Here is a 23265-nt window from a genome sequence, read left to right as displayed (position 1 = left end):
ATGGAAGAAAACTTGAGTCCGTTGTTTCACGCGTTGGCCGACCCGAATCGCTTACGAATCATCGATTTGTTGCGGCACGAAGATTTAACGGTCGGTGCCATCGCCGAACGGCTCGACATCAGCCAACCGCAGACGTCCAAGCAGTTGCGTGTGCTCTATGACGCCGGGCTCGTTTCGGTGACCATCGAAGCCAATCGGCGGCGCTACGCCCTAAATCGGCAGGCACTCAAACCACTAGACGTCTGGCGTTCACGGCTTGAAGCAGAGACGGCTCGGCTCGATCGGTTGGAGGAGTTTTTGAATCAATCAAAACGAGAGGGGACATCCTAATGGAAACGCTCAAATCGTACGTCGAAGGCAATACGTTAGTCGTGGAACGAAGTTTTAACGCGCCGCGCGCGCTCGTGTTCGAGGCGTTCTCGACACCGGCCCACCTTGAAGCTTGGTGGGGACCGGCCGGATGGAAGACCGAGGTTCATACGTTCGAGTTCGAACCCGGTGGCACGTGGCATTATTGCATGACGTGCGTCGACAAAGAGCAAGGGGACTATTACGGCATGGAATCATGGGGGAAATCGACGTTCCTCGAGATTGATCCGCACCGGAAAATTGTTTATACGGACGCCTTCTCGGACGCGGATGGCCACGTCAATCCCGAGCTTCCTGTCATGACAATCACGAACGAGTTTGTCGACATCCCGAACGGCACCCTGTTCATCAGTCGCTCCGAATTCACGGACGCCGAGTCGCTCCAACAAGTCGTCGACATGGGAGCCGTCGAAGGTTTCGCCTCACAGCTCGAACGTCTCGACGCGATCGTCTCTAGATAACAACAAGGACCGTGCCTCTCTCCGAGGCACGGTCCTTGTTTCGTTAAAATAAAAAGTAGCTGACGATGAGAATCAATGTGAAGATGAACACCATCCCGATGGCGAGCGCGACAAGGCTCATCTTTGCCGATTTGAACTGTTGAGAGTTGATTGTATGCACTTTCTTCAGATACGACCGAGTCCCGACGAGAATCGTTGCAATCCCGAAGATGATTGACAAGATGCCGATCACCGTAATCAATTGGTGCTCGGCGCCGCTCAAATTCTCGCTTCGATAATAGTGAAAGTTCGTCACGAGAAAGCCAATCCCGATGACCGTGATGGCCGTCCGAATCCAGGCGAGGAACGTCCGCTCATTGGCGAGGTGTTGCTGGATATACTGCGAATCGACCGTTTTCTCCAAATCTAGTTTCACCGATATCCCTTCTTTCTAGCTCATCATCGCTCGAATTGTTCAAATAGTCGATTGAGTTGATGTTCATCAATCGTCCCAACCGCATCGCCGACACTGATCTCGGTCGAACAGTAGCCGTCATGCGGGATGAGATAGCCTGTGATGCCGATTCCGGTCGCGTCTTGAACGGATCGGATCCGTGTCGCGACCGCCTCCACGTCCCCTTCAACATGAAGGTGGAACATGTTCGTCACCGGGACGTCCGGTGTCGTCCACACCCCGTCGAGCGCGTTGAAGCGACGGGCCAATTCCTTCGCCTGCTCATAGTATGTGTCCATCCGGTCTTTCCGCAGTTCATAGTAATAGTCGGCTGGAATGATATACGGGTATAAGCCGATCAAGTCGCCACCGTACCGCCGTTTCCATATTCTCGCCTCGTCACAGAACGCTTTCGGTCCGGCTAAAATGGCGCCGGCGATCCCGCCAACCCCTTTATAGAACGAGACGTAGACGCTGTCGAATAAACTACATACTTCTTGAGCCGTCTTCTCATAATACGGGAGGGTCTCGAATAGCCGTGCCCCGTCGAGATGCAGACGAATCCCCCGCTCCCGGCAATGACGACTGATTACCTCAAGTTCAACGAATGGCGGCAAGTAACCGCCGAGCTCGCGTTGTGGTAACTCAATCAATAGGCAGGCAACGTCCGGTAATGCCTTCACTTCGTCGAGCGTCATCAATCGCTTGTCGTCCCCAATCAAGATCGGCTCGAGGTGGTGCAATTCCTTCAATCCATCTTCTTCATGAATCTCCAAGTGACAGAGCGGATGATAGGCGACGTTTCGATTCCCAGTCTCATCCGCCCAAATCCGTAAGGCAATTTGTTGTGCCATCGTGCCGCTCGGGAAGAAGATGGCGTCTTCCGTGTCGAGTTCTTGCATCATTTTTTGCTCGAATCTCGCGATGACCTCGCCTGTCCCGTAATGGTCGCTGGCCTGATTCGGGTCGACCTCGGCGAACGCCTGCTGCAAGACGCCGACGTTCCGTTTGCCGTGACCGCTCAATTGATGCGACGTCTGTTGATACGATGTGCGCAAATCCATATCATTCCCTCCACAACAAGCCTCCTGTCCATAGACAGGAGGCTCCCAAGTTAGTCGCGCATGCGGACGATTAATTTGCCGCGTACTTTTCGTGTTTGTAACTGTTCGAGACCGTCTTTTAACCGTTCGAACGGCAAGACGTCTGTGACGAGGTCATTCAACTCGCCTGTCTCGAGCAACTTCATCAATTCCTCTGCCATATACGCCAAGTTACGGATGGCGCGCTCATTCTCACTCGCATGAGCCGCACCGAGGGCGACTTCATGGATCGATGGTGACAGCGTGAACCCTTTCATGTTCGACATGTCAGGTGGACCGGCGATATAGGCGAGCTGTCCGCTGAAGGCGAGTCGATCCAAATCGGCCGTCGCTACGTCGCTTCCAACCGTGTTCAAAATCAAGTCGACCCCACGGCCGTCTGTCAGTTCCATGATTTTCTCCGTCACATCTTCGACGTTGTAGTCGATGGCGACATCGGCACCGAGCGATGTGACCCAGTCAAAGTTGTCCGGCGATGCCGTCGTGAACACTTTGAGACCGAGTTTCTTCGCGAGCTGAATCGCATAGCCACCGACGCCGCCCGCTCCGGCATGAACGAGAATCGTCTCTTTGTCACGCGTGTTCAATTTCTGCATGATGGCCTCATATGCTGTCATCCCGGCACACAGGATGGCAGCCGCAGCATCGTCACTCACTTCCGGTGGCACGACGGCACAAGCACGCGCGTCGACGACCGCATACTCGGCAAATCCGCCGTTGTTCCCGAGGCTCGTATGGACGGCGACACGTGAACCGGTGATGATATTGGCGAGGCTCGAACCGACTTCGACGACTTCCCCGACGAGGTCGACGCCAAGAATGTGTGGATACGACCAGTTCGGGTTGCCGTTCGTACCGACCTTATAGTCGACCGGGTTCAAGGCGACCGCTTCGACTTTGATGAGCAATTCGCCCGCTCCTGGTGTCGGGCGCTCTACCTCACCGATGTGAAGATGTTCTAATCCAGGTTGATCAAGTAACCAAGCTTTCATGCTTAATACGCTCCTTCCGAATACGTCAGTTCATAGGAATGTGAGTAGATTTCGACGAGGTTGCCGAACGGATCTTCACAGTACACCATTCGGTACGGCTTATCGCCTGGGTAATATTCTCGAATCGGCATCCGCTGTTTGCCGCCATGGGCAACGATTTTCTCGACGAGCCCCTCGATGTCCGGGTCTTGGACACAGTAGTGGAAAATGCCCGTCTTCCAAAACTCGAAGTTGTTCTCCGGCTTCTCATTGTTCGGGAACTCGAACAGCTCGATACCAATCTTATCGCCTGTCGACATATGGGCGATTCTGAAGCTGCCCCAGCCCGGTCCGAACACGTCCGTACACATGACACCAATCGGCGAGTCGTCCTCGACGACGTCCGATGGTTGCATAATCGTGTACCAGCCCATCACGTCCTCATAAAATTTCACTGCTTCTGCCACACTCGGGACCGATAGTCCGATATGTGAGAATGTACGGGGATATGTCAACGTCATCCGCTCCTTTTTGTTTGCTCATTTTGGTTGATAACGATAAGATACCTTCATCGAAGCAAGAAAAAAAGTACGCACATTCAAGTAACTACCCGAAAGCGAGGCGAATTGAACATGTCGACCCCGTTCCCTGTCAACAAGGCGCTCGACATCATCGGCGGCAAATGGCGGCCTCAAGTGTACTGTACGCTTGAGAACGGTCCACGCCGTTTCTCAGAGCTTCAACGTGCCATTCCTGACGTCAGTCGGAAAGTATTGACCGATCAACTCCGTGAGCTCGAACAGCTCGGCATGGTCCGCCGCATCGACTATTCGACCGAGAAACAGCTGCACGTCGAATACTCGCTCACCGAGGAAGCGCTCAGCCTGCAACCGGCGATGAAGGCGCTCTGCTCTTGGGGCGAGACACGAGACGAATAAACCCTCGCCGAATCTGGCGAGGGTTTTGTCATGCTGCGAATAGGCTAATCAGATTTCCGTCCGGATCGATGACGATGGCGTAACGTTGTCCCCAGAACGCATCCCACGGTTCGCGATGTGACGCATAGCCATTTGCGACGATCGCTTCATAGCGCGCATCCAGCTCCTCCCGACTGTCGCATAAGAAGGCGAGCTCGACCCGATGCCCAGTCGCCGGTTTCCATTCCCCATACACCGATTCGGCCACTTCGACCGTGTCGAAGGCAAGTCGGACCCCGCCGTCATCGACCTCGACGTGCGCTTCCTCATTACTCGATTCCGGAATCGACAGGCCGAGCAACCGATAAAAGTCGAGCGCCCGCGTCATATCTTCGACGACAATCCCAATCATGTCTAGCTTGATCCCCATATGGCCACCTCATTCCTCAAATTGGTAGTACTATAATGAGTGTAGCACTTCATCCTATTCTTGAATCGAGGAATTTCAAATGACCCATCACTTCACTGTCCTGACCCAGCGCCAAGCGGAAACCATCGCCTACACGTGGCACTATGAAGGCGATTATGCCTTTTACAATCTGGAGGCCGACGAAGATGATTTGGCCGAATTTATAGACGCTGAACAGCGCGGGCAGTCGGTATTTGCAGTCACGTCTGACGGTGAACTCGTCGGGTTCGTGAGCGTCATGCGACCGGATGCCGAGACGGTCGACATCGGGCTCGGCATGAAACCCTCCTTGACCGGAAACGGTAGTGGACGAGCGTTCGTCACATCGATTCTCGACTTTGTCAAAGCGACGTACGCGCCTCATCGCATCACTTTGTCCGTCGCTGCCTTCAACGTGCGGGCGATTCGTGTCTACGAGGCGTGCGGGTTCGAGCAGACCGGTTCGTTTCAACAACCGACGAACGGGAGCACGTTCACCTTCATCCAGATGGAACGTCAAGAAAGTCCTCAGAACCAATCGTTCTGAGGACTTTTCCTATGTGAGCTGTTTCTTTTGGATGTATGACAAGCCGAGCGCCGCAATCAAAATCGCGCCTTTGACGATGTCTTGGGCGTAATATGGCACGTCCCACATCGTCAGCCCGTTCAATAAGATTCCAATCAAGACGGCACCGATTAACGTGCCGACGACGTTCGGTCGGCCCGTCCCGAAGACGGCGTAGCCGATATAGGCGGCCGCGACGGCGTCCATCAACAACGGTGCCCCGGCCGATACTTGTCCGGTACCGATGCGTGATGCCAAGATGATGCCACCGATGGCTGCGAACAAGCCGCTCAACACGTACGCGTACAGCTTGATGCGATTGACGGCGATGCCGGAGCGGCGGGCCGCCTCGACGTTCGAACCGACGTAATAGAACTCTCGTCCCGTCTTCGAATACGTCAAAAACAGATGGGCCCCGGCGAAGAAGAGAATCATTAAGATGGCGACGAACGGGACCGGTCCGATTGAGCCTTGCCCGATGAAGAGGAACGACGGGATGAAACGTCCCGGTGCCGTCCCCCCTTCAATCGGCATGTTGTCGTAAATCGAGAAACCTTTCGTATACGTCAATTGGACGCCGTTGATGACGTACATGATGGCGAGCGTCGCGAGTAAGTCCGGTAACCGGAACTTGATCGTCACGAGCGCGTTCAACAGCCCGACGAGCACGCCGAGGGCAATCGGGACGAGCAAGGCGACGAGCAGTTCTTGACTATGTAACACGAGGCTCGACGCCGCTCCGATTGTCGCGAGACTCGCGGTCGAGCCAACCGATAAGTCGAATCCACCGACGATGAGCGAGAATGTGACGCCGAGCGCGAGCAACGAGACGATCGATACGGATTTGATGATGTCGCTGAAGTTCGCGTACGTCAGAAACTGGTCGTTCGTCACACCGAAGATGGCGATGAGTGCGAGAATCGCGAATAGCGTCCCATATTGACCAATTCCGCTGAAGCGTTTCGTGCGTTGTTTTAAGACGAGTTGGGCCATGTTAGGCGCCTCCTTTCTGGTGCCACCGGCCGCGGTCGAGCCAGAGCGTCCGGTTGGCGACCAATTCTAGTTCGTGCGGTTCACTCGAGGTGAAGATGACGGTTTTCCCGTCTTTGGCGAGACGCGTGACGAGTTCATAAATATCCCGTTTCGCCGTCACGTCGACGCCTTTCGTCGGCTCGTCGAGCAGATAGATATCGCGGTCTTCGAGGAGCCATTTACTGAGGACGATCTTCTGTTGATTCCCGCCGCTCAGTTCTCGGACCGGTTGCCCAATCTGGTCATATTTCACTCGCAGCGAGGCCAACACGCGGGTGACCGCGTTCGCCTTCCCTTCAATCGCGAGGACGTTCCGTTCAATCGAATCGTCGAGAAACAGCCCCTGCTTCCGGCGTTCTTCCGGTACGAGCGCAAATCCAGAGCGGACTGCCTGACGCGGTTCGCGAATGTTGAGCGGTTTTCCGTCCAACGTGATGCGCTGCTTGACCCCGGAGAGACCGAACAGCACCTCAATCAGCTCCGTCTTGCCACTCCCGGTGACGCCGCCGATACCGACAACTTCGCCTTTATATGCCGTGAACGACAACTCAGTTCCGAACGTCGGTAACGTGAGATCGGCTTGAATCCGTATCTCGGTTTCAGGAACGGCTTTTTCGACCGCTTCTGCCATGTCAGATCCGCTCAAATACGTATGGACGTCCTGTTCGGACAACGCTTGAAACGGCCCTTCGTAGGCAATTCGACCATCCCGGAGGAACGTCGTCGTCGTGGTGACGCGCGACAGTTCGTCCGACCGGTGGGTGATGAGCAGAATGCCTACACCGTCCTCGGCGAGTGACTGCAGTAACTTTAGCAGTGCCGCCGCATCATCCGTCGACAAGGCGGCCGTCGGTTCATCGAGCAAAAGATAGGCCGCATCACTCGCGAGCGCCCGGGCAATCAAGATGCGTTGTTTGACGCTGAGCGGGAAGCGCCCGACCGGTTCGGTCACATCAATCTCTAATCCGACACGTTTTAAATAGGTGGCCGCTCGCTGTTTTAGCTCACGAGGTCGAATTCGTTCAATCGTCTGCCACGGTACGACATTTTCATACACCGGCAAGTCAAGATAGAGGGCGTCATCGACTTCTTGTGACACCGTGATGACCCCGCGGCGAATCGCCTCGGCCGGTGTGAGTGTGACCGCCGTCTCGTCGAGCTCGACCGTCCCCGACGTCGGAATGATGGCACCGCTCAACAACTTGACGAGCGTACTCTTTCCGGCCCCGTTCAAGCCGAGAAGTCCATGAATCTCGCCACGACGGAGCGTGAACGTGACGTCATCGAGCACCGTCACGTCGCCATAGCGTTTCGTGACACGTTCAAGCCGTAACATCAGTCCGTCCCTTTCATCCAGTCCGACCAGCCCGCGTCTGACGCGCCCCAGTTCGGCACGTATTGGCCAAGGTCGTCCATCGTCACTTTCTCGTCCGGCAAGACGTCACGATCGACGAGATACGGATCGACCGAATGAATCGACGGCGTCTCTTCACCCGCTAATTTTTGATATGCGTATCGAACTTGAATCCGTCCGATTTCAGCTGGATCAGTCGCTGCCGTCACTTTCCACGGGCTTCCGTCTTCTTGCATGAGCTGAAGGTCTTCATCACTCAAATCGATGCCATAGACGGCGATTTCATCGCGTCCGGCCTGTTTGATGGCACGGCTCGCCCCTTTGGCGAACTCGTCCCACATCGCGAACACGGCATCAATTTCGCCTTCCGGATACTTCTTCAAGATGGCTTCCATCTGGCTCTGTGTGTCGAGTGCTGTATTGTTCGTCGCCGAACCGAACTTGGCGACTTCTGTGATACCTGGGTAACGTTTCAAGAACGCATCATAAATCGTGTGACGCCGTTCCATCGGCGTGAAGCCGCCGACCCAAATCGTGACGATGTTGCCTTCGCCGTCCAAATCCTCGGCGAGCGCCTTAAGTGAACGCCAGGCGAGCGAATAGTCATCTTGGTCGATGACGGTCACGCCTTCGTTCGTCAAATCGTTGTCGAACGCGACGACTTTGATACCTTTGTCGAGCGCACGTTGGACCGGTTCTTTCAACGCATCGGCACGGCCATGGTCAATCAAGATGACATCGACGCCTTGCGTCGTCGCCGTGTCGACATAGCTCGCCATCTTCGACAAATCGTTGTCGGCGTTGTACACTTTCACGTTGCCGCCGAACGATTCGACTTGTTCCGTCACCCCGTTGATATACTGCGACGAGAACGTCCCGATCGACATCTGCATGATCAGGGCGACATCGATGTCTTTCGGCAATGTCGCGTTCGAGGCCGAAACGGGTTTCGCCTCCGGCGTCTTCTCGGCCGGCTTCGTCGGGGCCGCTTGCTCGTTCGTGCAACCGACGAGCGCCAAGACGAATGTGAATAATAAAATCAATAGTTTTTTAGACATGAATCGTTCCTCCTACATGATGTGTGATGGCAGTCTCTGTCGGCTCGAACACACCCACCTCGGTGATGAGTCCGGTGATGAGGGCTGGCGGGGTGACGTCGAACGCCGGATTGAAGACGGTGATGCCGACGGGTGCCGTCGGTTGACCGCCGATATGGGTCACTTCTTTTGCGTTCCGCTCCTCGATTTCAATCGTGTCGTCTGCCGTCAAATCAAACGTCGAGTGTGGTGCCGCGACATAGAACGGGATGCCATAATGCTTGGCGAGGACGGCGAGCTGCAACGTCCCGATTTTATTGGCGACGTGACCCGTCCGCGTGATGCGGTCGGCCCCGACGATGATGGCGTCGACGCGTTTCGACTGAATCGTCCAAGCCGCCATATTGTCGGTGATGAGCGTCACGTCGATATCGGCCCGGTCGAGCTCCCAGACCGTGAGGCGTGCCCCTTGCAGGAGCGGCCGCGTCTCACAGGCGAAGACGTTGAAAGATACGCCGCGTTCTTTTCCGACGTAAAACGGTGCGAGGGCCGTCCCGTAACGTGATGTCGCGATGGCACCAGCGTTGCAAATCGTCAACACGTTGCCCCCGGCCGGCAACACGTTCAATGCATGCTCACCGATGGCCCGATACGTATCAACGTCCCGGTCGTACAATGCGATGGCGCGGCGTTTGATTTCCTCGGCAATCGCCTCAAAGTCGTCCCCGACATTTAAAGCAAGGAGCGATTCGATCACGTTTTGCAAATTGACCGCCGTCGGCCGGGTCGCGATCAAGCGGCGTCCGACGAGGTCGAGCCGACGCGTGAAGTCCGGGTCGTCGACTAACCGCCCGGCCTCTTTGGCGAGAACGAAAGCGCCGAAGTAAGCGATGGCAGGCGCGCCGCGGACTTGGAGCGTCTCGATGGCATGTTCGGCCTGTTCGAGCGTCTCAATCGTCACGTAACGCTCTTCATGTGGCAGCAACGTCTGATCCAATACGATAAGTTCGTCCGTCGACGGATGGAAGCGGATGTTTTGGATCGTCATACGCGCACCCCCGACAGAAGCGTCACCAAGTCGTCAATCGACTCGACGCTGTGGCGTTCTTTAATGAGCGCCGTCCCGAGGGCGAGCGCATCACGTTTCCGTTCGAGTCGCGTCGCTTCCGGCAACGTCTCGAGATCAGCGACACCGGCGAGCCCGACGGCACGACGAATGAGTTCGCAACCGGCGTATCCAATCGTGTCACTGAAGACCGTCCGCAACAACTCGTCGACGAAACCGGCCGTATTGAACGGCTCGACGGCGCGCTCAAAGTTGGCCCGGAACGTCTTCTCGAACGTCTCCCACACGGTCAACACGTCCGTGAAACGTTCGAATCGTTTGAGCGGGTCATGGAACGTCGACAGCGTCAAATGGGCGATGATTTGGCCGAGGTCGAAGCCGAACGGTCCGTAAAATGCGAACTCTGGATCGATGATTTTCGTCTCTTGTTGGGTCGCGAAGATGCTACCCGTATGTAAGTCTCCATGCAGGAGCGCCTCATGTTTCGTGACAAACCCGACTTTCAGTTTCGTCACCTCGACCTTTAACGCCTGATCTAGCCATAGCCGTTCGACATCTTCTCGCAGCGCCGCCTCGATGTTGTTCGACTCGGCGTCCTTGAACGGGTCGGTGAAAATGAGCTTCTCGGTGATATCACACAGCTCCGGGTTGTAATAGTCACGTTCAATCCGCTTCTTCGCGATCGGGCCGGCCGCATAATCCGACGTCGCGAACAGCGTCTCGCCTAAAAATTCACCGACATGACGCGCGAGTTCCGGATAGCTCTCCCCTTTCAAATAACCAGTGCGGACAATCTCATAATCAGACAGATCTTCTAAAATCGTGTAGGCGAGTGTCCGATCGCTACCGAGGACGTCCGGGACGAAACGCGGCGCCACGTTCGCAAACTCACGGAGTGCCAACTGTTCAATCCATGCCCGTTCGAGTGTAAGCGGCCAGCTCTCACCGACGACTTTGGCGTATGGGAGCGCCTGTTTGACGATTAGGCGCTGTTCGCCTTGGCGAATCCGAAACACGAGATTCAAATTGCCGTCCCCGATTTCCTCACACTCGGCGATTCCGTCTTGCAAGTATCCTAATTGACGGACGTGCTCGACGACGGTCTGTTCTGTAAATGGTTGATATGACATGATTGTTTCCCCTTCCTGTACGTTGCCCACAAAAAAAGCCCCTTTCTCCGCGAGAAAGAGGCACAGCCAAAATGGTTGTTCCTCTCATCTGTCAGACATTCGTCTGGTGGATGTAGCACCGTGCCTAATGGTCGGTTGCTGCGGCGTCATCGGGCCAATTCCCTCTGCCAACTCGCGATAAGAGTGGTTTATTCGATTCGGTGAACTTATGTGATGAATATTACGGACTCGACGTCACAATTGTCAACGTCCTTTTCTCCGTGCCACTCCGTCTTTTTTTGTGCATATATGGAAACAACTTCCCAAAATATTTTTTTTGGAAAAAAAGTAATTGACGACGTGACGAATCTGTGTAAAAATTCAATTAAATTTCACAACTTCAAATCATATTCTTATCAAGAGCAGACGGAGGGACGAGCCCGATGATGTCGCAGCAACCGACCAGAGATGGCACGGTGCTAATTCTTGCAGCGAAAGCTGAGAGATAAGAGTTCATTTTTTATGATGACCTCTTGCCTCGGCATGGGGTCATTTTTTGTTTGCCTGGAAGGAGGAACCATATGAGTATCACTGCCACATATGAAATCAAACGGACGGATACGGTCGCAAGCATTGCCGACAAAATCGCCCTTGAGCTGACCGTCGGCACATGGACCGAGCTGCGTCATTTAGAGCAAGAGCAGTTACAGGCGTACCGGGGCGAGGTCGTGTCGACGTCACACACCGATACGACAAGCCGCTTCACAATCCGTTATCCGTTACATAATGTCAGCCCTGACTTTTCATCCATTTTGACGACGACGTTCGGGAAACTATCCCTCGACGATTCGATTCGGTTAATCGATTTGACCTTACCCGAGACGCTCGCCCCTCATTTCAAAGGCGCCAAATTCGGTGTCGACGGGATTCGCGAGTTACTCGGTGTCCATGACCGTCCGCTCGTCATGAGCATCTTCAAAGGGGTCATCGGGCGTGATCTCACGTTTCTCGAGCAGCAACTCCGCGACCAGTTCGCCGGAGGCATCGATATCGTCAAAGACGACGAGATTTTATACGACAACCCGCTCACCCCGTCGCTCGAACGGGCCCGCATCGGGGCAGACGTCATTCAAGCCCACTTCGAGGCGACCGGGAAGCGTGTCCTCTATGCCATCACGCTGAGCGGCCCCGTGTTCGGTCTGCGTGATCAGGCGCTCCGTCTCATCGAGGCCGGTGCGACGGCGCTCCTGTTCAACGTCTATACGTACGGTCTCGACGCACTGCGCGAACTTGCGAACGACCCAGACATCCGTGTCCCAATCTTGGCCCACCCGGCTTTTGCCGGTGCCTTGACCGGGTCCATCCGTCATTCGCTCTTACTCGGTAAACTCCCCCGCCTCGCCGGGGCCGATTTGACGCTCTTCCCGTCCCCGTACGGCTCACTCGCGACACCGCGGGACGAGGCGTTCGCGATTCGTGACTTGAGTGCCGAACCGCATTGGTCGAAACCGATTTTACCGGTCCCGTCAGCCGGAATTCATCCGGGACTTGTCGCCGACATCATTCGTGATTTCGGGACGGATGTCGTCATCAACGCCGGCGGTGGCATTCACGGTCACCCGGACGGTGCAGCCGCCGGGGCCCGTGCTTTCCGCCAAGCCATCACTCACGTCCTCGGTCACACCGAAGGACAGACGGACGAACTCGATACCGCGTTAAAGGCGTGGGCGTCACGATGACGGTCCACATCTTGTGCGACTTCGATGGGACGATCACGGCGGAAGACAACATCATCGCGTTGATGAAGGCGTTCGCGCCGCCGGCTTGGGTCGAGTTGAAAGACGCGGTCCTCGAGCAACGGATCTCGATTCGCTCCGGCGTCGGTCAAATGTTTCAACTGTTGCCGAGTGCTGACGCCCCGGCCTACCGCGAGTATTTGTTGGAACGCATCACGCTCCGCCAAGGCTTCCCGGCATTTCTAGAAGAGGTGCGGGCCCACGGCTGGAAGTTTGACGTCGTCAGCGGCGGCATGGACTTCTTCGTCCAGCCGGTCTTGGACGGTCATGTCGACCCCGAGCACATCTACTGCAACGTCGCCGATTTCTCCGACGAGACGGTAAGCGTTGCTTGGCCGCACGCTTGCGACGAACACTGTACGAACGATTGTGGCTGTTGCAAACCGACGCTCGCCCGACGCATCGTCAATCCCGCCGATCGCTTGATCGTCATCGGTGACTCGGTGACCGACTTCGAGGTCGCGAAGCGTGCCGACTTCGTCTATGCACGGGGTCAACTCATCACGCTTTGTGAAGCGGCAGGCATCCGTTACGCCCCGTTCGAGACGTTTGACGACATTACCCATCACTTGAAGGAGGTGCCTGTATGAGCCTTGCGGCACGTTGGCTCGAACTGGCCGACATTAAAGACGAACTCGCCGCCCGCGACTGGTTCCCCGGAACGAGTGGGAATTTGGCGATTCGTGTGTCCAACGATCCGCTCGAATTTCTCGTCACGGCGAGCGGACGCGATAAACGGAAACGAACACCGGACGACTTTGTTCACGTCGATGCGGCCGGACGCTTGATTGGCGAACAGACAGGAAAACCATCCGCCGAGACGTTGCTCCACGTCGAAGTGTTCAATCGGACGGACGCGACGTGTTCGCTCCATGTCCATACGGTCGACAATAATGTCATCTCCGAACTCCATGCCGCGCGGGGCGAGGTCGTCTTCACCGGCCAAGAGATCATCAAGGCTCTCGACTTTTGGGACGAGGACGCGGTCGTCCGCGTCCCGATCATCGAGAACCACGCCGATATCCCGACGCTCGCGGCCGCGTTTGCGCCACATGTCCAGACAAGCGCCGGCGCCGTCCTGATTCGCAATCATGGCATCACGGTATGGGGCGAGACCCCGGCCGCGGCCAAACGCTATTTAGAGGCTTACGAATTCCTGTTCAGCTACACGTTAAAATTACGCGCCCTAGGCGTCCATTCATAAGGAGGAACCAACCATGGCAACTGTCTATTTCCAACAAACCGAAGAGCGTTACGTCGATCAAACTGAAGTGAGTGCCTTTTTAGAGTCCCGAGGGATTTTGTACGAGCAGTGGGACATCGCGAAACTCCCGGAGAACCTGCAAGAGAACTATCAATTGACGGATGAGGACAAACAAGCCATCTTGGCGACGTTCCGTGATGAGATTCGCGACGTTTCGGAGCGCCGCGGCTATGAGACGGCCGACGTCATCTCATTGTCGGATGCGACGCCGAACTTGGACGAACTGCTCGTCAACTTCCAAAAAGAGCACCATCACACGGATGACGAAGTCCGCTTCATCGTCAGCGGGCACGGCATCTTCGCCATCGATGACGCCGAGCGCGGCTACTTCAACATCGAGCTCAACCCGGGCGACCTCATCTCGGTCCCGGTGAACACACGCCATTACTTCACGCTCCAAGACGACCGTAAAGTCGTCGCCGTCCGCATCTTCGTGACGACAGAGGGCTGGGTGCCGATTTATGAAAAGCAAGACGTGACAGCATGAAAAAATGGTCTCTCGCTCAAGGCGAGAGACCATTTTTTTAATGTTTGGCAGCAGCTGTCGGTTTTGAAGAGAACCAACCCCATACCGCGATGCCGACCATGACCGACCAGAAAAACACGGTCCATGCTGTCGAGTGAACGAAGCCGTCTGGAAGACCCATGAAGGCGAACGGTGTGCCGGCAATCAATTCCTTGAAGCCAGGGTGTTCAAGCACGAGCACCGTCAACTTCACACCGACCCAACCGACGATGATGAAGGCGGCTGTCTCAAGTGTTGGACGTTGATGCAACAGTTTGACGAAAATCCGAGCAGCGAAACGCATCAAGATGACACCGATGAGTCCACCCGTCAAGACGACGAAGAACTGACCAGAGTCGATACCACCGATTTCACCGAGACCGAGCGGCGGCAAGCTGACCGCAAGTGCGACCGCTGCGAGAATCGAATCGACCGCGAAGGCGATATCTGCAAACTCGACTTTCGCGACCGTCCACCAGAACTCTTTCTTCGTGACCGGTTTCTCCGTGACGGCCGTCTCTTCTTTCGCCTCAGCGGCGAGATCTTGTTTCGGCTCCAGCTTGCGAGCCTTATAGGTCATATACAGATGCCGCGCACTCATTCCGATCAAGTAAAGCGCACCGAGTGCCTGGACTTGCCAGACGTTGATTAAGAATGAAATCAAGAACAATGCGATGAAGCGGAAAACGAACGCTCCGAGTAATCCGTAAAATAGTGCTTTCTTCTGTTCCGTCCGCGGCAAGTGCTTGACCATGACCGCCAAGACGAGCGCGTTGTCTGCAGAAAGTAGCCCCTCGAGACCGACGAGTACGACGATGATCCAGGCGTACTGCAGGATTAACTGCCAATCCATTAAAACATCCCCTTTTTTGTTGTGTTCCTTCATATTTAACAGTGATCTATTTTTTAAGTTCACAGGAACATTTTATTCCCGATTTAACTCGAAATCAATCTTCTTTTGTTCAATTGCTGAAGTTTTTTTATTTTTCAGCACGTTCACAGCGTGTTCAGAGAGCAAAATGGTACCCGGTCGATGTACATTTCGTGATAAAATCCTAACAAGAACGAGTGGCAGTCATTTGCCCTCTCAAAAAAGGAGAATCCGATTATGTCTACAAGCCATGTCGCTTTACCTACTAAAGCAGAACGACATAAATTATTCGGTTCGGTCCCGCCCATCAAAGGCACGAAACCGACTGAAAAAGATAAAATGGTCGATCTACAAAACACACCAAAAAACTTCTTGTTCGCGCTCGACAGCGTCGGCATCTCAAACGTCAAACACCCTGTCAACATCGAGACGCCAGACGGCATCCAAGCGACGGTCGCCACATTCGAGTTGACGACGTCGCTCGTCCAAGACCGTAAAGGCATCAACATGTCACGTCTCACTGAACAGCTCGACGCGTACCACACACAAGGTTGGACGCTATCGAACCGCTCGCTCATCGAGTTCGCACAAGAACTCGCCGAGCGTATGGAACAGACGGAAGGTCAATTGACGGTCCGTTACCCATGGTTCTTCAGCCGGAAAGCACCTGCCACAGGTCTCAGCGGTCTCATGAACGCGGACGTCATGCACAACGTGACGTACAACCTCGAGACAGGCATGGCGAGTGTGACGGTCGGTCTCGTCATCAACGTGACGACGCTCTGCCCATGTTCGAAAGAAATCAGTGAGTACAGCGCCCACAACCAACGCGGCTACATCACGATCGAAGCCGGTCTCGACGAGGCATCGCTCGACGGTTTCGACTGGCGTCTCGCACTTCTTGAGGCAGCCGAGTCGAACGCATCAGCTCCGCTTCACCCTATCCTCAAACGTCCGGACGAGAAGCGTGCGACCGAGATTGCTTACGAGAACCCACGTTTCGTCGAAGATATGGTCCGCTTGATTGCAGCTGACTTGTACGAAATGAAACAAGTCGTCAACTTCTTCGTCGAATGCCGCAACGAAGAATCGATTCACCAACACGATGCGATCGCGTCGATCACATTCGATAAGCGCGATAACTAAAAAATGAGGGAGCCCCTGCGGGCATCCCTCATTTTTTATAGACTTTGGACGAGCCGAATCGTCAACAACATGACGATGACAATAAGCCAAACCGCCCAGACGAGCCGCCATTTGTCCGTGTCGACTCGTTTGACGAACGTATAGACGGTCAAATAGAGCGCGATCAACAGCGGGATGACGACCCACGGATTGTCGAGCATCACGCCTCGATGTCGCCGTCCCACGCGAGCATGCCGCCTTCGACGTTGACAACCTTATAGCCTGCCGACTCCAAGTAGTCGCCCGCCGTCTGACTGCGCCCGCCTGAACGGCAGATAATATAATAAACGTTGTCTTTTGCGAGCTTATCCGCCACTGCTGGAAATTCAGACAACGGATAGAGCGGCACGTGCGGAATGTGGCCCGCGTCGTACTCGTCTTGTTCGCGCACGTCGATGATATGGAGCGATTCGCCGTTCTCGAGCTTTTCACGTAATTCAGTTGCATGGATGTTTTGCATGGTGGTTCCCCCTTAAAAGTGTTGTCCCCTACTAGTTTACCTCAGTTTTCGATTGGAGAAACTCCAATTGATTGTCGTATCATCATCACAATAGAACCCTTCGAGCTCGCATCGCTCGACAACCTGCTCGATCCAAGCGCGACTGCCACAAAATAGTGTGAAGTGGCTATCCCAAGGCGGTACAATGAGCCACTCATGGTTGTAACCGAAAAACGTCCGATGTTGCATCCCCCACGTGTCGGCAGCTAGCGTCTCACGAAGATGGATGAGATGCCGTTCCATGCAGAATTCATCCCCACTCCAGATCCATCCTTCTCCCATCTCTAGAAGTGCCCGCAACACTCGATTCTCTAGGAAATCCGATAGCTCACCTTCGCTTGGCGGAAGTATATTCTCGCGCTCGCAATATTCAATGAGTCGACTCGCACCGTCTTGGTCTTCGGCGTGCGGTTTCAGCGCCCCAATCATCGTCCGGAGCGCATGGTCGATACGGCTCACATCATGGAAACCAAGCTTTTGCCGCATTTCATCCCATGGAATTGCCCGAAATTGTAATTCTACTTCGTTTTTATCCATCTCGAGATAGCGGTCAGTTGCAGTCGGGTCGTCGATTGGAACGAGGAATGGATGAAATACGACGAAGACCGATTCGAATACGCCTTCATAATACATTTTAATCGGCTCATCATCCCCGCCGCCGAACATGGCGTAACGATGTCCTTCCGGTAACGTGATTGCCCCCATACAACCTCCTCCTTTTCCAATAGTTTACAATGTGACCACAAAAAAAGCATCCTCCGCTCTGGAAGGATGCTGCTGACTTACGCTTCGTTGCGCTCGTCGATGGCTTGTGCCGCTGTGATGAGCGTCAATTTGTAGACGTCCTCTTCGTTACAGCCGCGCGACAAGTCGTTGACCGGCTTGTTGAGACCTTGAAGGATAGGTCCGATCGCTTCGAATCCGCCGAAACGTTGAACCATCTTGTAGCCGATGTTTCCGGCTTCGAGGCTTGGGAAGACGAAGACATTCGCATTTCCGGCTACTTCAGAGCCTGGTGCTTTCTTCGCCGCCACGCTCGGGACGAAGGCTGCATCGAATTGAAGTTCGCCGTCGATTGGAAGGTTTGGTGCCTTCTCTTTGGCGAGACGTGTCGCCTCGATGACTTTCTCTGTCTCTGGTGACTTCGCTGAACCTTTTGTCGAGAAACTGAGGAGCGCGACTTGCGGCTCGATGCCGAACGTCTTCGCTGTCAACGCTGACAAGTAGGCGTTCTCGGCAAGGTCAGCCGCATCCGGTGCGATGTTGATCGCGCAGTCCGAGAAGACGTACTGCTCGTCGTCGCGTACCATGATGAAGACGCCTGACGTCTTTTTGATGCCTTCTTGCATCTTGATGATTTGAAGGGCCGGACGGACCGTATCGGCCGTCGCGTGCATCGCACCCGAGACAAGACCTTCTGCTTTTCCAGTGTGGACGAGCATCGTTCCGAAGTAGTTCACGTCTGACGACAATAATTCACGTGCTTGTTCCGGTGTCGCTTTACCTTTACGACGCTCGACGAACGACTCGACGAGTGTGTCGATGTCTTCGTACGTCGCTGGGTCATATTGCGTCAAACCTGAAATGTCAAAGCCGTGTTTGGCTGCGACCGCATCGATTTCAGCTTTTGGTCCGACAACGATTGGTTCGACCATACCGTCCTGTTTCAAACGAACGGCTGCGCCGAGGACGCGCTCGTCGATTCCTTCCGCTAAGACGATGGTCGGGCGGATCGGGCTGACTTTTTGTTTCAACGTGTCAAATAGTTTCATAGTGAATGAACTCCTTTTCGATTAGAAGAAATCGGATTTTTTCTGTCTCGGACGCTCTCGTCCATATGCGAGTTTTATTATACACAGTCCGTTTTTTAAAATAAACTATTCTGCCCATTTCGTCATAAATCGCTTGAAATCAATCATTATATGAATAGAACAGTTATTCATTTCCGACTGATACAGCCCATTGTGAAGCCGTTTTCATGAAAGGCGCACCTTATGTCTATACCCGGTGTCACATGTGACTATCCTCACGACGGCGTCAAATTTGCCAGACGGTCAAACGTGTATGGTAAAATAGTCAGCGAAGCCTAGTCTCGAAAGGAGTTTTTTTCATGTCAGAACGTCCAGCACCAACACCGACAACCGATACGCAACACGCAGCCGCCACGTTAGACGGCTGGTATACGCTCCATGATTTCCGTTCCATCGATTGGACTCGTTTAAAAACAGTCGACCCAACCGCCCGTCAAGAGATGATTGACGAGTTCATCGCTTTCCTCGGCTCACTCGAAGATGTCGAGACGCGTGGTGAAGGCAGCCATGCTTTCTATTCGATCCTTGGCCAAAAGGCGGACGTCGTCTTGATGGTCCTTCGTCCGACGTTCAAAGAGCTCGAGCAAGTCGAACTCGCTCTTCGGAAGACGAGACTGTACGATTATATGATTCCAAGTTATTCATACGTATCTGTCATCGAACTCGGCATGTACCGTGGTTCGGGCGACGGTGACCCGTATGAGAACCCGCACATCCGGGCCCGCCTCTATCCGACACTCCCGAAAGCGGCCCACATTTGCTTCTATCCGATGAGCAAGGCTCGTCGCGACGGGGACAACTGGTATACGCTCTCGATGGATGAGCGCAAAGACCTCATGTATCGCCACAGTATGATCGGCCGTAGCTACGCCGGCAAGATTCAACAGTTCATCGGCGGTTCGACCGGTTTCGACGGTTGGGAATGGGGCGTCACGCTCTTCGCAGAAGACTCGCTCCAGTTCAAAAAGATCGTCTATGAGATGCGCTTCGACGAAGTCAGTGCCAAATATGGCGAGTTCGGTGACTTTTATGTCGGGAACATCCTGCCGAAAGAAGAACTCGGCACATTCCTCGGTTGATCGAGGTTTACGCGCATCTTGCCTCGGGAATCATTGTGTTAGAAGCAACAATACAATGATCAATGAGGTGAACAACGATGCGCGTGTTCAAGGAATCAGATCGAGACACGGCGAAACGTTTAGATTCGTTCATCGAACGAATGGCACCGACGGCAGAACTAGTCCAACTTCGATTTGAACAGCAATTACAACATACACAGCGAAAGGGTCAGGCAAAAGCCTGACCCTTTCTTCTGTCTTTATTTCGTCGTGACCGCCAAGGCGTCCCCGAGGAACGTCGCGAGTTCGAGCATACCGTACTGCCCTGCTTTCGCTTCGGCATCAGAGTTATAGTTCGTGTTCGTGTTGACGTCATACGCGTACACGTTCCCGTCCGCGTCTTCGATGATTTCAATCCCCGCGACCGCAATCTCGTTCTTTTGAAGGAACGTCTCCAATTGTTGAATGATCGGGTCATGGAAGCCTTCGACGATTTCAAACTTCGCCGGTGGCGTCTCGCCGACCGGGCAAAACTGGTCTTCAATCGAGCAGGCGTCGGCCGGGCAGAGTTCGAAACCGTCTGACGTGTCGACACGCACCGCGTAAACGAATGTACCGCCGATGAACTCACAGCGTGTGATATACGGTTTCGGTGCCTCGATATATTGTTGGATGAGCGTAATCCCGTCAATCGATTCCTCGAACGTCGGACCCTCGACGTATGCCTTCAACGCATCAATCGAATGGAACAGTTGGACACCGAGTCCTTTGCCGGCCCGATTGTGTTTGGTGATGAACGGTGTCATGCCAAGCTTCTCGGCCGCCTCGATGATTTGCGTCTTCCCGACGGCCGCCACCGTCTTCGGTACACGAATCCCTTCTCGTTGAAGCGCCGTATACTGATTGACCTTGCTCACCTCGAGCCGAATCGCCCGTGTCCCGTTGAAGACGGTCCGTCCGTTCGCTTCGAGCCAAGCGAGCACCCCTTCCGTCAATTCCGGCGCATAGCGGTGACCGCGCGTATGCGACGACGCGCTCATCCGGTTATAGAACACACCTTCTGGCGGCTCTGCCATGAGATCGATCGTCCCTTGGTCAAGATGCCACAGCTCATACGGCAGTGATAATTCCTCGAGTCGCTTCACGAGGTGATCGGTCCATTCGTTGTTTTCATGGAGCACGTGAATTTTAGCCATGTGAATCCCCCTTTTTGATGCCCCTACTGTACCACATCCATATCCGATTATTCCAATGTGCATAATTTACGATGCGTTATTTCTTAATTCATAACGGTTTCATGGTATAATGAACTTAATAATACAGCGAAAAGTAATTAATTTCTAAAAGGAAGTGATGTGTTTGAATGGTTCGATTTTAAGTACAGATGTCTTAATTTTGTTGTTCGGGTTACTCCTCGTCGCCGGTGTGTTGGCCACACGCGTATCGACGCGGTTCGGTTTGCCTGCCTTGATTTTGTTCATGGGTATCGGCATGCTCATGGGCAGCGATGTGACCGGTCTCATCTTCTTTGACAACTCCAATCTTGCTCAAATGATTGGGGTCGCGGCCCTCGTCGTCATCTTGTTCGAAGGTGGCTTGCAGACGAAATGGTCGTCCATCCGGAGCGTACTCGCCCCGTCCGCTTCACTCGCCACAATCGGCGTCTTATTGACTACCGCTCTCGTCGCGGTGGCCGTTCGTTTCGTATTCGGCTTCGACTGGGTAGAATCTTTCCTGTTCGGTGCCATCATCGGCTCCACTGATGCGGCCGCTGTCTTCGCGGCCTTCAAAGGAAAGAACATCTCACCGAAAGTTGGCTCGACACTCGAAGCCGAGTCCGGCACGAATGACCCGATGGCGATGTTCTTAACGATTCTCGCCCTTGACTTTATGTTAAAACCCGACACGACGATTTGGGACGGTGTTTGGATGTTCATCCTACAAATCATCGTCGGTGCGTTCGTCGGTTATTTCCTCGGAAATTTGTCCCGACTCATGTTGAACCACTTGCGACTCGAGTCGAGCGGTCTGCACGCCGTCCTTATGATCTCAATGGCCTTTATGACGTATGGTGTCGCCGCCTATTTCGCCGGCAGCGGACTACTTGCCGTCTATCTCGCCGCGATGATTGTCGGGAATGCGCATACAGCCCACGAAGTGACCATCGTCCAATTCTCAGAGGCACTCGCTTGGATTATGCAAATCATCATGTTCGTCATCCTCGGGCTGCTCGTCTTCCCAAGACAGTTGCTCGACCCGGAGCTCATCTGGAAAGGATTGTTGATTTCATTCATCCTCATGTTCATCGCCCGTCCGATCGCCGTCTATTTATCGACAATCAACATGCAGTTCACCAATAAAGAGAAACTGTTCATCTCGTGGGCCGGACTGAAAGGTGCCGTGCCGATCGTCCTCGCCACGTTCCCGCTCATTGCGGGGATTGACAATGCCCAATTGATTTTCAACGCCGTCTTCTTCGTCGTCGTGACGAGCGCCTTGATTCAAGGAACGACACTGACACCGCTCGCAGCGAAACTCGATTTGCTCGGACCGGATAAGATTCGTTCGCCTTATACAATCGCACTCGTCTCGAGCAAGCAATCGCAACATCAGCTTGTGCCATATATGGCGACGGAAGACTCCTCGATGATCGGCAAGACGCTCGCCGACATCACCTTGCCGCCGAACACGGTCGTGAATGCGATTGTCCGTCAAGACTATCTCATCCCGCCGACGGGCCAGACGAAAATCGAGCCAGGAGACTTGTTGTACGTCCTCGCCTCGACGTATCGCCACGACCAGCTCGACCGCAAGTTCGGGGAGGACGGGTTGGAACGCGTGGAGTTGTGACCACCTTTTCTTCAACAAACTGTCACGTCGATGACGTTTATATCTCGCTAAAAACGGACAGAGTAAAAGTGACAACACTTCTACTCTGTCCGTTTTTTGAAGGAGGGATTCGTATGTTCGATTTGACGCCATTCCGGAAGAGTGAACTCGATCGATTGCGCAACGATTTGTTCGGCGACGTCTTTGATCGGATGAATCACCTGTTCGACCCGAAAGACGGCGCGACGTCGTTCCTCGACTCGTTCAAACTCGACGTCCGGGACCAAGACGGTCAATACGTCATCGAGGCGGAGATGCCAGGCATCAACAAAGACAACATCCACATCCGCTATGACAAAGACTATCTCATTCTCTCGGTCGACCAACGTGAAGAGAAAGAAGAAGATAAGGACTATGTCTATCGGGAACGCCGCGTCACTTCGATGCAACGTTCACTCTATCTGCCGAACGTGAAAGAAGATGCCATCAAAGCGAAGCTTTCAGACGGCGTGCTCCACTTGACCGTTCCGAAAGCCGATGACGGGTCGAGCACCCGCACCATCGAAATCGAGGAATGAATAA

Annotated in this window: 29 protein-coding genes and 2 riboswitches; of the genes, 13 read left to right on the top strand and 16 right to left on the bottom strand. The window is 54.2% G+C overall.

Going from position 1 to position 23265, the window contains the following annotated elements; genetic code table 11:
- Positions 1-330: an ArsR/SmtB family transcription factor gene (locus KNP83_RS00920; protein WP_214759320.1), complete on the top strand. Its 330-nt coding sequence runs from the start codon at positions 1-3 to the stop codon at positions 328-330.
- Entirely contained in the window at positions 330-830 is a 501-nt protein-coding gene (locus KNP83_RS00915) for an SRPBCC family protein (RefSeq protein ID WP_214759318.1), read from the top strand. Before KNP83_RS00920 ends, KNP83_RS00915 begins: the two co-directional genes overlap by 1 nt.
- Before the next feature lie 43 nt (positions 831-873).
- Here KNP83_RS00915 and KNP83_RS00910 read toward each other — a convergent pair whose 3' ends face one another.
- The 4 genes from KNP83_RS00910 to KNP83_RS00895 are packed head-to-tail and all read right to left on the bottom strand — an operon-like array spanning position 874 to position 3852.
- On the bottom strand, positions 874-1245 hold the full coding sequence (locus tag KNP83_RS00910) for a YidH family protein (protein WP_214759317.1): 372 nt from the start codon (positions 1243-1245) through the stop codon (positions 874-876).
- 23 nt (positions 1246-1268) lie between these two features.
- On the bottom strand, positions 1269-2327 hold the full coding sequence (locus KNP83_RS00905; RefSeq protein WP_214759315.1) for a threonine aldolase family protein: 1059 nt from the start codon (positions 2325-2327) through the stop codon (positions 1269-1271).
- 50 nt (positions 2328-2377) lie between these two features.
- On the bottom strand, positions 2378-3358 hold the full coding sequence (locus tag KNP83_RS00900; protein ID WP_214759313.1) for a zinc-binding dehydrogenase: 981 nt from the start codon (positions 3356-3358) through the stop codon (positions 2378-2380).
- 2 nt (positions 3359-3360) lie between these two features.
- Entirely contained in the window at positions 3361-3852 is a 492-nt protein-coding gene (locus tag KNP83_RS00895) for a lactoylglutathione lyase family protein (RefSeq protein ID WP_214754523.1), read from the bottom strand.
- A gap of 117 nt (positions 3853-3969) precedes the next feature.
- Between KNP83_RS00895 and KNP83_RS00890 the strand changes: the two genes are divergently transcribed.
- Positions 3970-4275 carry a winged helix-turn-helix transcriptional regulator gene (locus tag KNP83_RS00890; RefSeq protein WP_214759304.1) on the top strand — a complete coding sequence of 102 codons (306 nt, stop codon included), beginning with the start codon at positions 3970-3972 and terminating at the stop codon, positions 4273-4275.
- 28 nt (positions 4276-4303) lie between these two features.
- Here the strand turns inward: KNP83_RS00890 and KNP83_RS00885 are convergent, their stop codons facing one another.
- Positions 4304-4684, bottom strand: coding sequence for a VOC family protein (locus tag KNP83_RS00885; RefSeq protein ID WP_214759302.1), 381 nt, complete (start codon positions 4682-4684; stop codon positions 4304-4306).
- 79 nt (positions 4685-4763) lie between these two features.
- On the opposite strand from KNP83_RS00885, the gene KNP83_RS00880 reads away from it, so the two are divergent.
- Positions 4764-5249 (top strand): GNAT family N-acetyltransferase, encoded by a 486-nt coding sequence (locus KNP83_RS00880; protein WP_214759301.1) that lies wholly within the window; start codon positions 4764-4766, stop codon positions 5247-5249.
- A 9-nt stretch (positions 5250-5258) separates the two neighbouring features.
- On the opposite strand, the gene KNP83_RS00875 is transcribed toward KNP83_RS00880, so the two are convergent.
- Genes KNP83_RS00875 through mtnK form a run of 5 tightly spaced genes read right to left on the bottom strand, consistent with a single transcriptional unit; the run spans position 5259 to position 10886 of the window.
- Entirely contained in the window at positions 5259-6260 is a 1002-nt protein-coding gene (locus KNP83_RS00875) for an ABC transporter permease (protein WP_214759297.1), read from the bottom strand.
- Between the two features lies 1 nt (position 6261).
- Positions 6262-7635 (bottom strand): sugar ABC transporter ATP-binding protein, encoded by a 1374-nt coding sequence (locus KNP83_RS00870; protein WP_214759295.1) that lies wholly within the window; start codon positions 7633-7635, stop codon positions 6262-6264.
- Positions 7635-8711, bottom strand: coding sequence for a sugar ABC transporter substrate-binding protein (locus KNP83_RS00865; protein ID WP_214759293.1), 1077 nt, complete (start codon positions 8709-8711; stop codon positions 7635-7637). Before KNP83_RS00865 ends, KNP83_RS00870 begins: the two co-directional genes overlap by 1 nt.
- Complete coding sequence (gene mtnA / locus KNP83_RS00860) at positions 8704-9738, bottom strand: S-methyl-5-thioribose-1-phosphate isomerase (RefSeq protein WP_214759285.1); 1035 nt, start codon at positions 9736-9738, stop codon at positions 8704-8706. Before mtnA ends, KNP83_RS00865 begins: the two co-directional genes overlap by 8 nt.
- On the bottom strand, positions 9735-10886 hold the full coding sequence (gene mtnK / locus KNP83_RS00855; protein WP_214759283.1) for an S-methyl-5-thioribose kinase: 1152 nt from the start codon (positions 10884-10886) through the stop codon (positions 9735-9737). The genes mtnA and mtnK overlap by 4 nt, the downstream gene beginning before the upstream one ends.
- 81 nt (positions 10887-10967) lie before the next feature.
- Positions 10968-11070, bottom strand: a riboswitch (SAM riboswitch).
- A 205-nt stretch (positions 11071-11275) separates the two neighbouring features.
- Positions 11276-11377: riboswitch (SAM riboswitch) on the top strand.
- Between the two features lie 69 nt (positions 11378-11446).
- Here mtnK and KNP83_RS00850 point away from each other — a divergent pair.
- Genes KNP83_RS00850 through KNP83_RS00835 form a run of 4 tightly spaced genes read left to right on the top strand, consistent with a single transcriptional unit; the run spans position 11447 to position 14412 of the window.
- Positions 11447-12604 carry a 2,3-diketo-5-methylthiopentyl-1-phosphate enolase gene (locus KNP83_RS00850; protein ID WP_214759281.1) on the top strand — a complete coding sequence of 386 codons (1158 nt, stop codon included), beginning with the start codon at positions 11447-11449 and terminating at the stop codon, positions 12602-12604.
- Positions 12601-13251 carry a 2-hydroxy-3-keto-5-methylthiopentenyl-1-phosphate phosphatase gene (locus KNP83_RS00845; protein ID WP_214759278.1) on the top strand — a complete coding sequence of 217 codons (651 nt, stop codon included), beginning with the start codon at positions 12601-12603 and terminating at the stop codon, positions 13249-13251. Before KNP83_RS00850 ends, KNP83_RS00845 begins: the two co-directional genes overlap by 4 nt.
- Positions 13248-13865, top strand: coding sequence for a methylthioribulose 1-phosphate dehydratase (locus tag KNP83_RS00840; RefSeq protein WP_214759276.1), 618 nt, complete (start codon positions 13248-13250; stop codon positions 13863-13865). Before KNP83_RS00845 ends, KNP83_RS00840 begins: the two co-directional genes overlap by 4 nt.
- A gap of 13 nt (positions 13866-13878) precedes the next feature.
- Positions 13879-14412 (top strand): 1,2-dihydroxy-3-keto-5-methylthiopentene dioxygenase, encoded by a 534-nt coding sequence (locus KNP83_RS00835; protein WP_214759274.1) that lies wholly within the window; start codon positions 13879-13881, stop codon positions 14410-14412.
- 37 nt (positions 14413-14449) lie between these two features.
- Here the strand turns inward: KNP83_RS00835 and KNP83_RS00830 are convergent, their stop codons facing one another.
- Complete coding sequence (locus tag KNP83_RS00830; protein ID WP_214759272.1) at positions 14450-15283, bottom strand: TerC family protein; 834 nt, start codon at positions 15281-15283, stop codon at positions 14450-14452.
- A 255-nt stretch (positions 15284-15538) separates the two neighbouring features.
- Here KNP83_RS00830 and folE2 point away from each other — a divergent pair, with 255 nt between their 5' ends.
- On the top strand, positions 15539-16447 hold the full coding sequence (gene folE2, locus KNP83_RS00825) for a GTP cyclohydrolase FolE2 (protein ID WP_214759271.1): 909 nt from the start codon (positions 15539-15541) through the stop codon (positions 16445-16447).
- 35 nt (positions 16448-16482) lie between these two features.
- Here folE2 and KNP83_RS00820 read toward each other — a convergent pair whose 3' ends face one another.
- The 4 genes from KNP83_RS00820 to pta form a co-directional block, all read right to left on the bottom strand.
- Positions 16483-16671 (bottom strand): hypothetical protein, encoded by a 189-nt coding sequence (locus KNP83_RS00820; RefSeq protein ID WP_214761703.1) that lies wholly within the window; start codon positions 16669-16671, stop codon positions 16483-16485.
- On the bottom strand, positions 16647-16946 hold the full coding sequence (locus KNP83_RS00815) for a rhodanese-like domain-containing protein (RefSeq protein WP_214759269.1): 300 nt from the start codon (positions 16944-16946) through the stop codon (positions 16647-16649). Before KNP83_RS00815 ends, KNP83_RS00820 begins: the two co-directional genes overlap by 25 nt.
- Before the next feature lie 36 nt (positions 16947-16982).
- Entirely contained in the window at positions 16983-17690 is a 708-nt protein-coding gene (locus tag KNP83_RS00810; protein ID WP_214759267.1) for a DUF2711 family protein, read from the bottom strand.
- A gap of 77 nt (positions 17691-17767) precedes the next feature.
- A complete protein-coding gene (pta, locus tag KNP83_RS00805; protein ID WP_214759265.1) occupies positions 17768-18757 on the bottom strand; it encodes a phosphate acetyltransferase in 990 nt (329 codons plus the stop codon).
- A 338-nt stretch (positions 18758-19095) separates the two neighbouring features.
- Here pta and hemQ point away from each other — a divergent pair, with 338 nt between their 5' ends.
- Positions 19096-19875, top strand: a complete 780-nt coding sequence (gene hemQ, locus KNP83_RS00800) for a hydrogen peroxide-dependent heme synthase (protein WP_214759263.1) — start codon at positions 19096-19098, stop codon at positions 19873-19875.
- Between the two features lie 77 nt (positions 19876-19952).
- Positions 19953-20099, top strand: a complete 147-nt coding sequence (locus KNP83_RS00795) for a hypothetical protein (RefSeq protein WP_021066006.1) — start codon at positions 19953-19955, stop codon at positions 20097-20099.
- A gap of 15 nt (positions 20100-20114) precedes the next feature.
- Here the strand turns inward: KNP83_RS00795 and KNP83_RS00790 are convergent, their stop codons facing one another.
- Positions 20115-21050 (bottom strand): ATP-grasp domain-containing protein, encoded by a 936-nt coding sequence (locus KNP83_RS00790; protein ID WP_214759261.1) that lies wholly within the window; start codon positions 21048-21050, stop codon positions 20115-20117.
- Positions 21051-21207: 157 nt separating this feature from the next.
- Here KNP83_RS00790 and KNP83_RS00785 point away from each other — a divergent pair, with 157 nt between their 5' ends.
- Both KNP83_RS00785 and KNP83_RS00780 read left to right on the top strand, forming a co-directional pair.
- Entirely contained in the window at positions 21208-22704 is a 1497-nt protein-coding gene (locus tag KNP83_RS00785) for a potassium/proton antiporter (protein WP_214759259.1), read from the top strand.
- Between the two features lie 113 nt (positions 22705-22817).
- On the top strand, positions 22818-23261 hold the full coding sequence (locus KNP83_RS00780) for an Hsp20/alpha crystallin family protein (RefSeq protein WP_214759257.1): 444 nt from the start codon (positions 22818-22820) through the stop codon (positions 23259-23261).
- Positions 23262-23265 lie beyond the last annotated feature (4 nt).

Source organism: Exiguobacterium sp. s146 (assembly GCF_018618415.1).
GTDB lineage: Bacteria > Bacillota > Bacilli > Exiguobacteriales > Exiguobacteriaceae > Exiguobacterium.
This window is presented reverse-complemented; position numbering and strand designations above follow the sequence as displayed.

Coding starts and splice junctions, on each gene's coding strand:
- KNP83_RS00920 (WP_214759320.1), top strand. CDS start 1: ATGGAAGAAAACTTGAGTCCGTTGTTTCACGCGTTGGCCGACCCGAAT.
- KNP83_RS00915 (WP_214759318.1), top strand. CDS start 330: ATGGAAACGCTCAAATCGTACGTCGAAGGCAATACGTTAGTCGTGGAA.
- KNP83_RS00905 (WP_214759315.1), bottom strand. CDS start 2,327: ATGGATTTGCGCACATCGTATCAACAGACGTCGCATCAATTGAGCGGT.
- KNP83_RS00900 (WP_214759313.1), bottom strand. CDS start 3,358: ATGAAAGCTTGGTTACTTGATCAACCTGGATTAGAACATCTTCACATC.
- KNP83_RS00890 (WP_214759304.1), top strand. CDS start 3,970: ATGTCGACCCCGTTCCCTGTCAACAAGGCGCTCGACATCATCGGCGGC.
- KNP83_RS00885 (WP_214759302.1), bottom strand. CDS start 4,684: ATGGGGATCAAGCTAGACATGATTGGGATTGTCGTCGAAGATATGACG.
- KNP83_RS00880 (WP_214759301.1), top strand. CDS start 4,764: ATGACCCATCACTTCACTGTCCTGACCCAGCGCCAAGCGGAAACCATC.
- KNP83_RS00875 (WP_214759297.1), bottom strand. CDS start 6,260: ATGGCCCAACTCGTCTTAAAACAACGCACGAAACGCTTCAGCGGAATT.
- KNP83_RS00870 (WP_214759295.1), bottom strand. CDS start 7,635: ATGTTACGGCTTGAACGTGTCACGAAACGCTATGGCGACGTGACGGTG.
- KNP83_RS00865 (WP_214759293.1), bottom strand. CDS start 8,711: ATGTCTAAAAAACTATTGATTTTATTATTCACATTCGTCTTGGCGCTC.
- mtnA (WP_214759285.1), bottom strand. CDS start 9,738: ATGACGATCCAAAACATCCGCTTCCATCCGTCGACGGACGAACTTATC.
- mtnK (WP_214759283.1), bottom strand. CDS start 10,886: ATGTCATATCAACCATTTACAGAACAGACCGTCGTCGAGCACGTCCGT.
- KNP83_RS00850 (WP_214759281.1), top strand. CDS start 11,447: ATGAGTATCACTGCCACATATGAAATCAAACGGACGGATACGGTCGCA.
- KNP83_RS00845 (WP_214759278.1), top strand. CDS start 12,601: ATGACGGTCCACATCTTGTGCGACTTCGATGGGACGATCACGGCGGAA.
- KNP83_RS00840 (WP_214759276.1), top strand. CDS start 13,248: ATGAGCCTTGCGGCACGTTGGCTCGAACTGGCCGACATTAAAGACGAA.
- KNP83_RS00835 (WP_214759274.1), top strand. CDS start 13,879: ATGGCAACTGTCTATTTCCAACAAACCGAAGAGCGTTACGTCGATCAA.
- KNP83_RS00830 (WP_214759272.1), bottom strand. CDS start 15,283: ATGGATTGGCAGTTAATCCTGCAGTACGCCTGGATCATCGTCGTACTC.
- folE2 (WP_214759271.1), top strand. CDS start 15,539: ATGTCTACAAGCCATGTCGCTTTACCTACTAAAGCAGAACGACATAAA.
- KNP83_RS00815 (WP_214759269.1), bottom strand. CDS start 16,946: ATGCAAAACATCCATGCAACTGAATTACGTGAAAAGCTCGAGAACGGC.
- KNP83_RS00810 (WP_214759267.1), bottom strand. CDS start 17,690: ATGGGGGCAATCACGTTACCGGAAGGACATCGTTACGCCATGTTCGGC.
- pta (WP_214759265.1), bottom strand. CDS start 18,757: ATGAAACTATTTGACACGTTGAAACAAAAAGTCAGCCCGATCCGCCCG.
- hemQ (WP_214759263.1), top strand. CDS start 19,096: ATGTCAGAACGTCCAGCACCAACACCGACAACCGATACGCAACACGCA.
- KNP83_RS00795 (WP_021066006.1), top strand. CDS start 19,953: ATGCGCGTGTTCAAGGAATCAGATCGAGACACGGCGAAACGTTTAGAT.
- KNP83_RS00790 (WP_214759261.1), bottom strand. CDS start 21,050: ATGGCTAAAATTCACGTGCTCCATGAAAACAACGAATGGACCGATCAC.
- KNP83_RS00785 (WP_214759259.1), top strand. CDS start 21,208: ATGTGTTTGAATGGTTCGATTTTAAGTACAGATGTCTTAATTTTGTTG.
- KNP83_RS00780 (WP_214759257.1), top strand. CDS start 22,818: ATGTTCGATTTGACGCCATTCCGGAAGAGTGAACTCGATCGATTGCGC.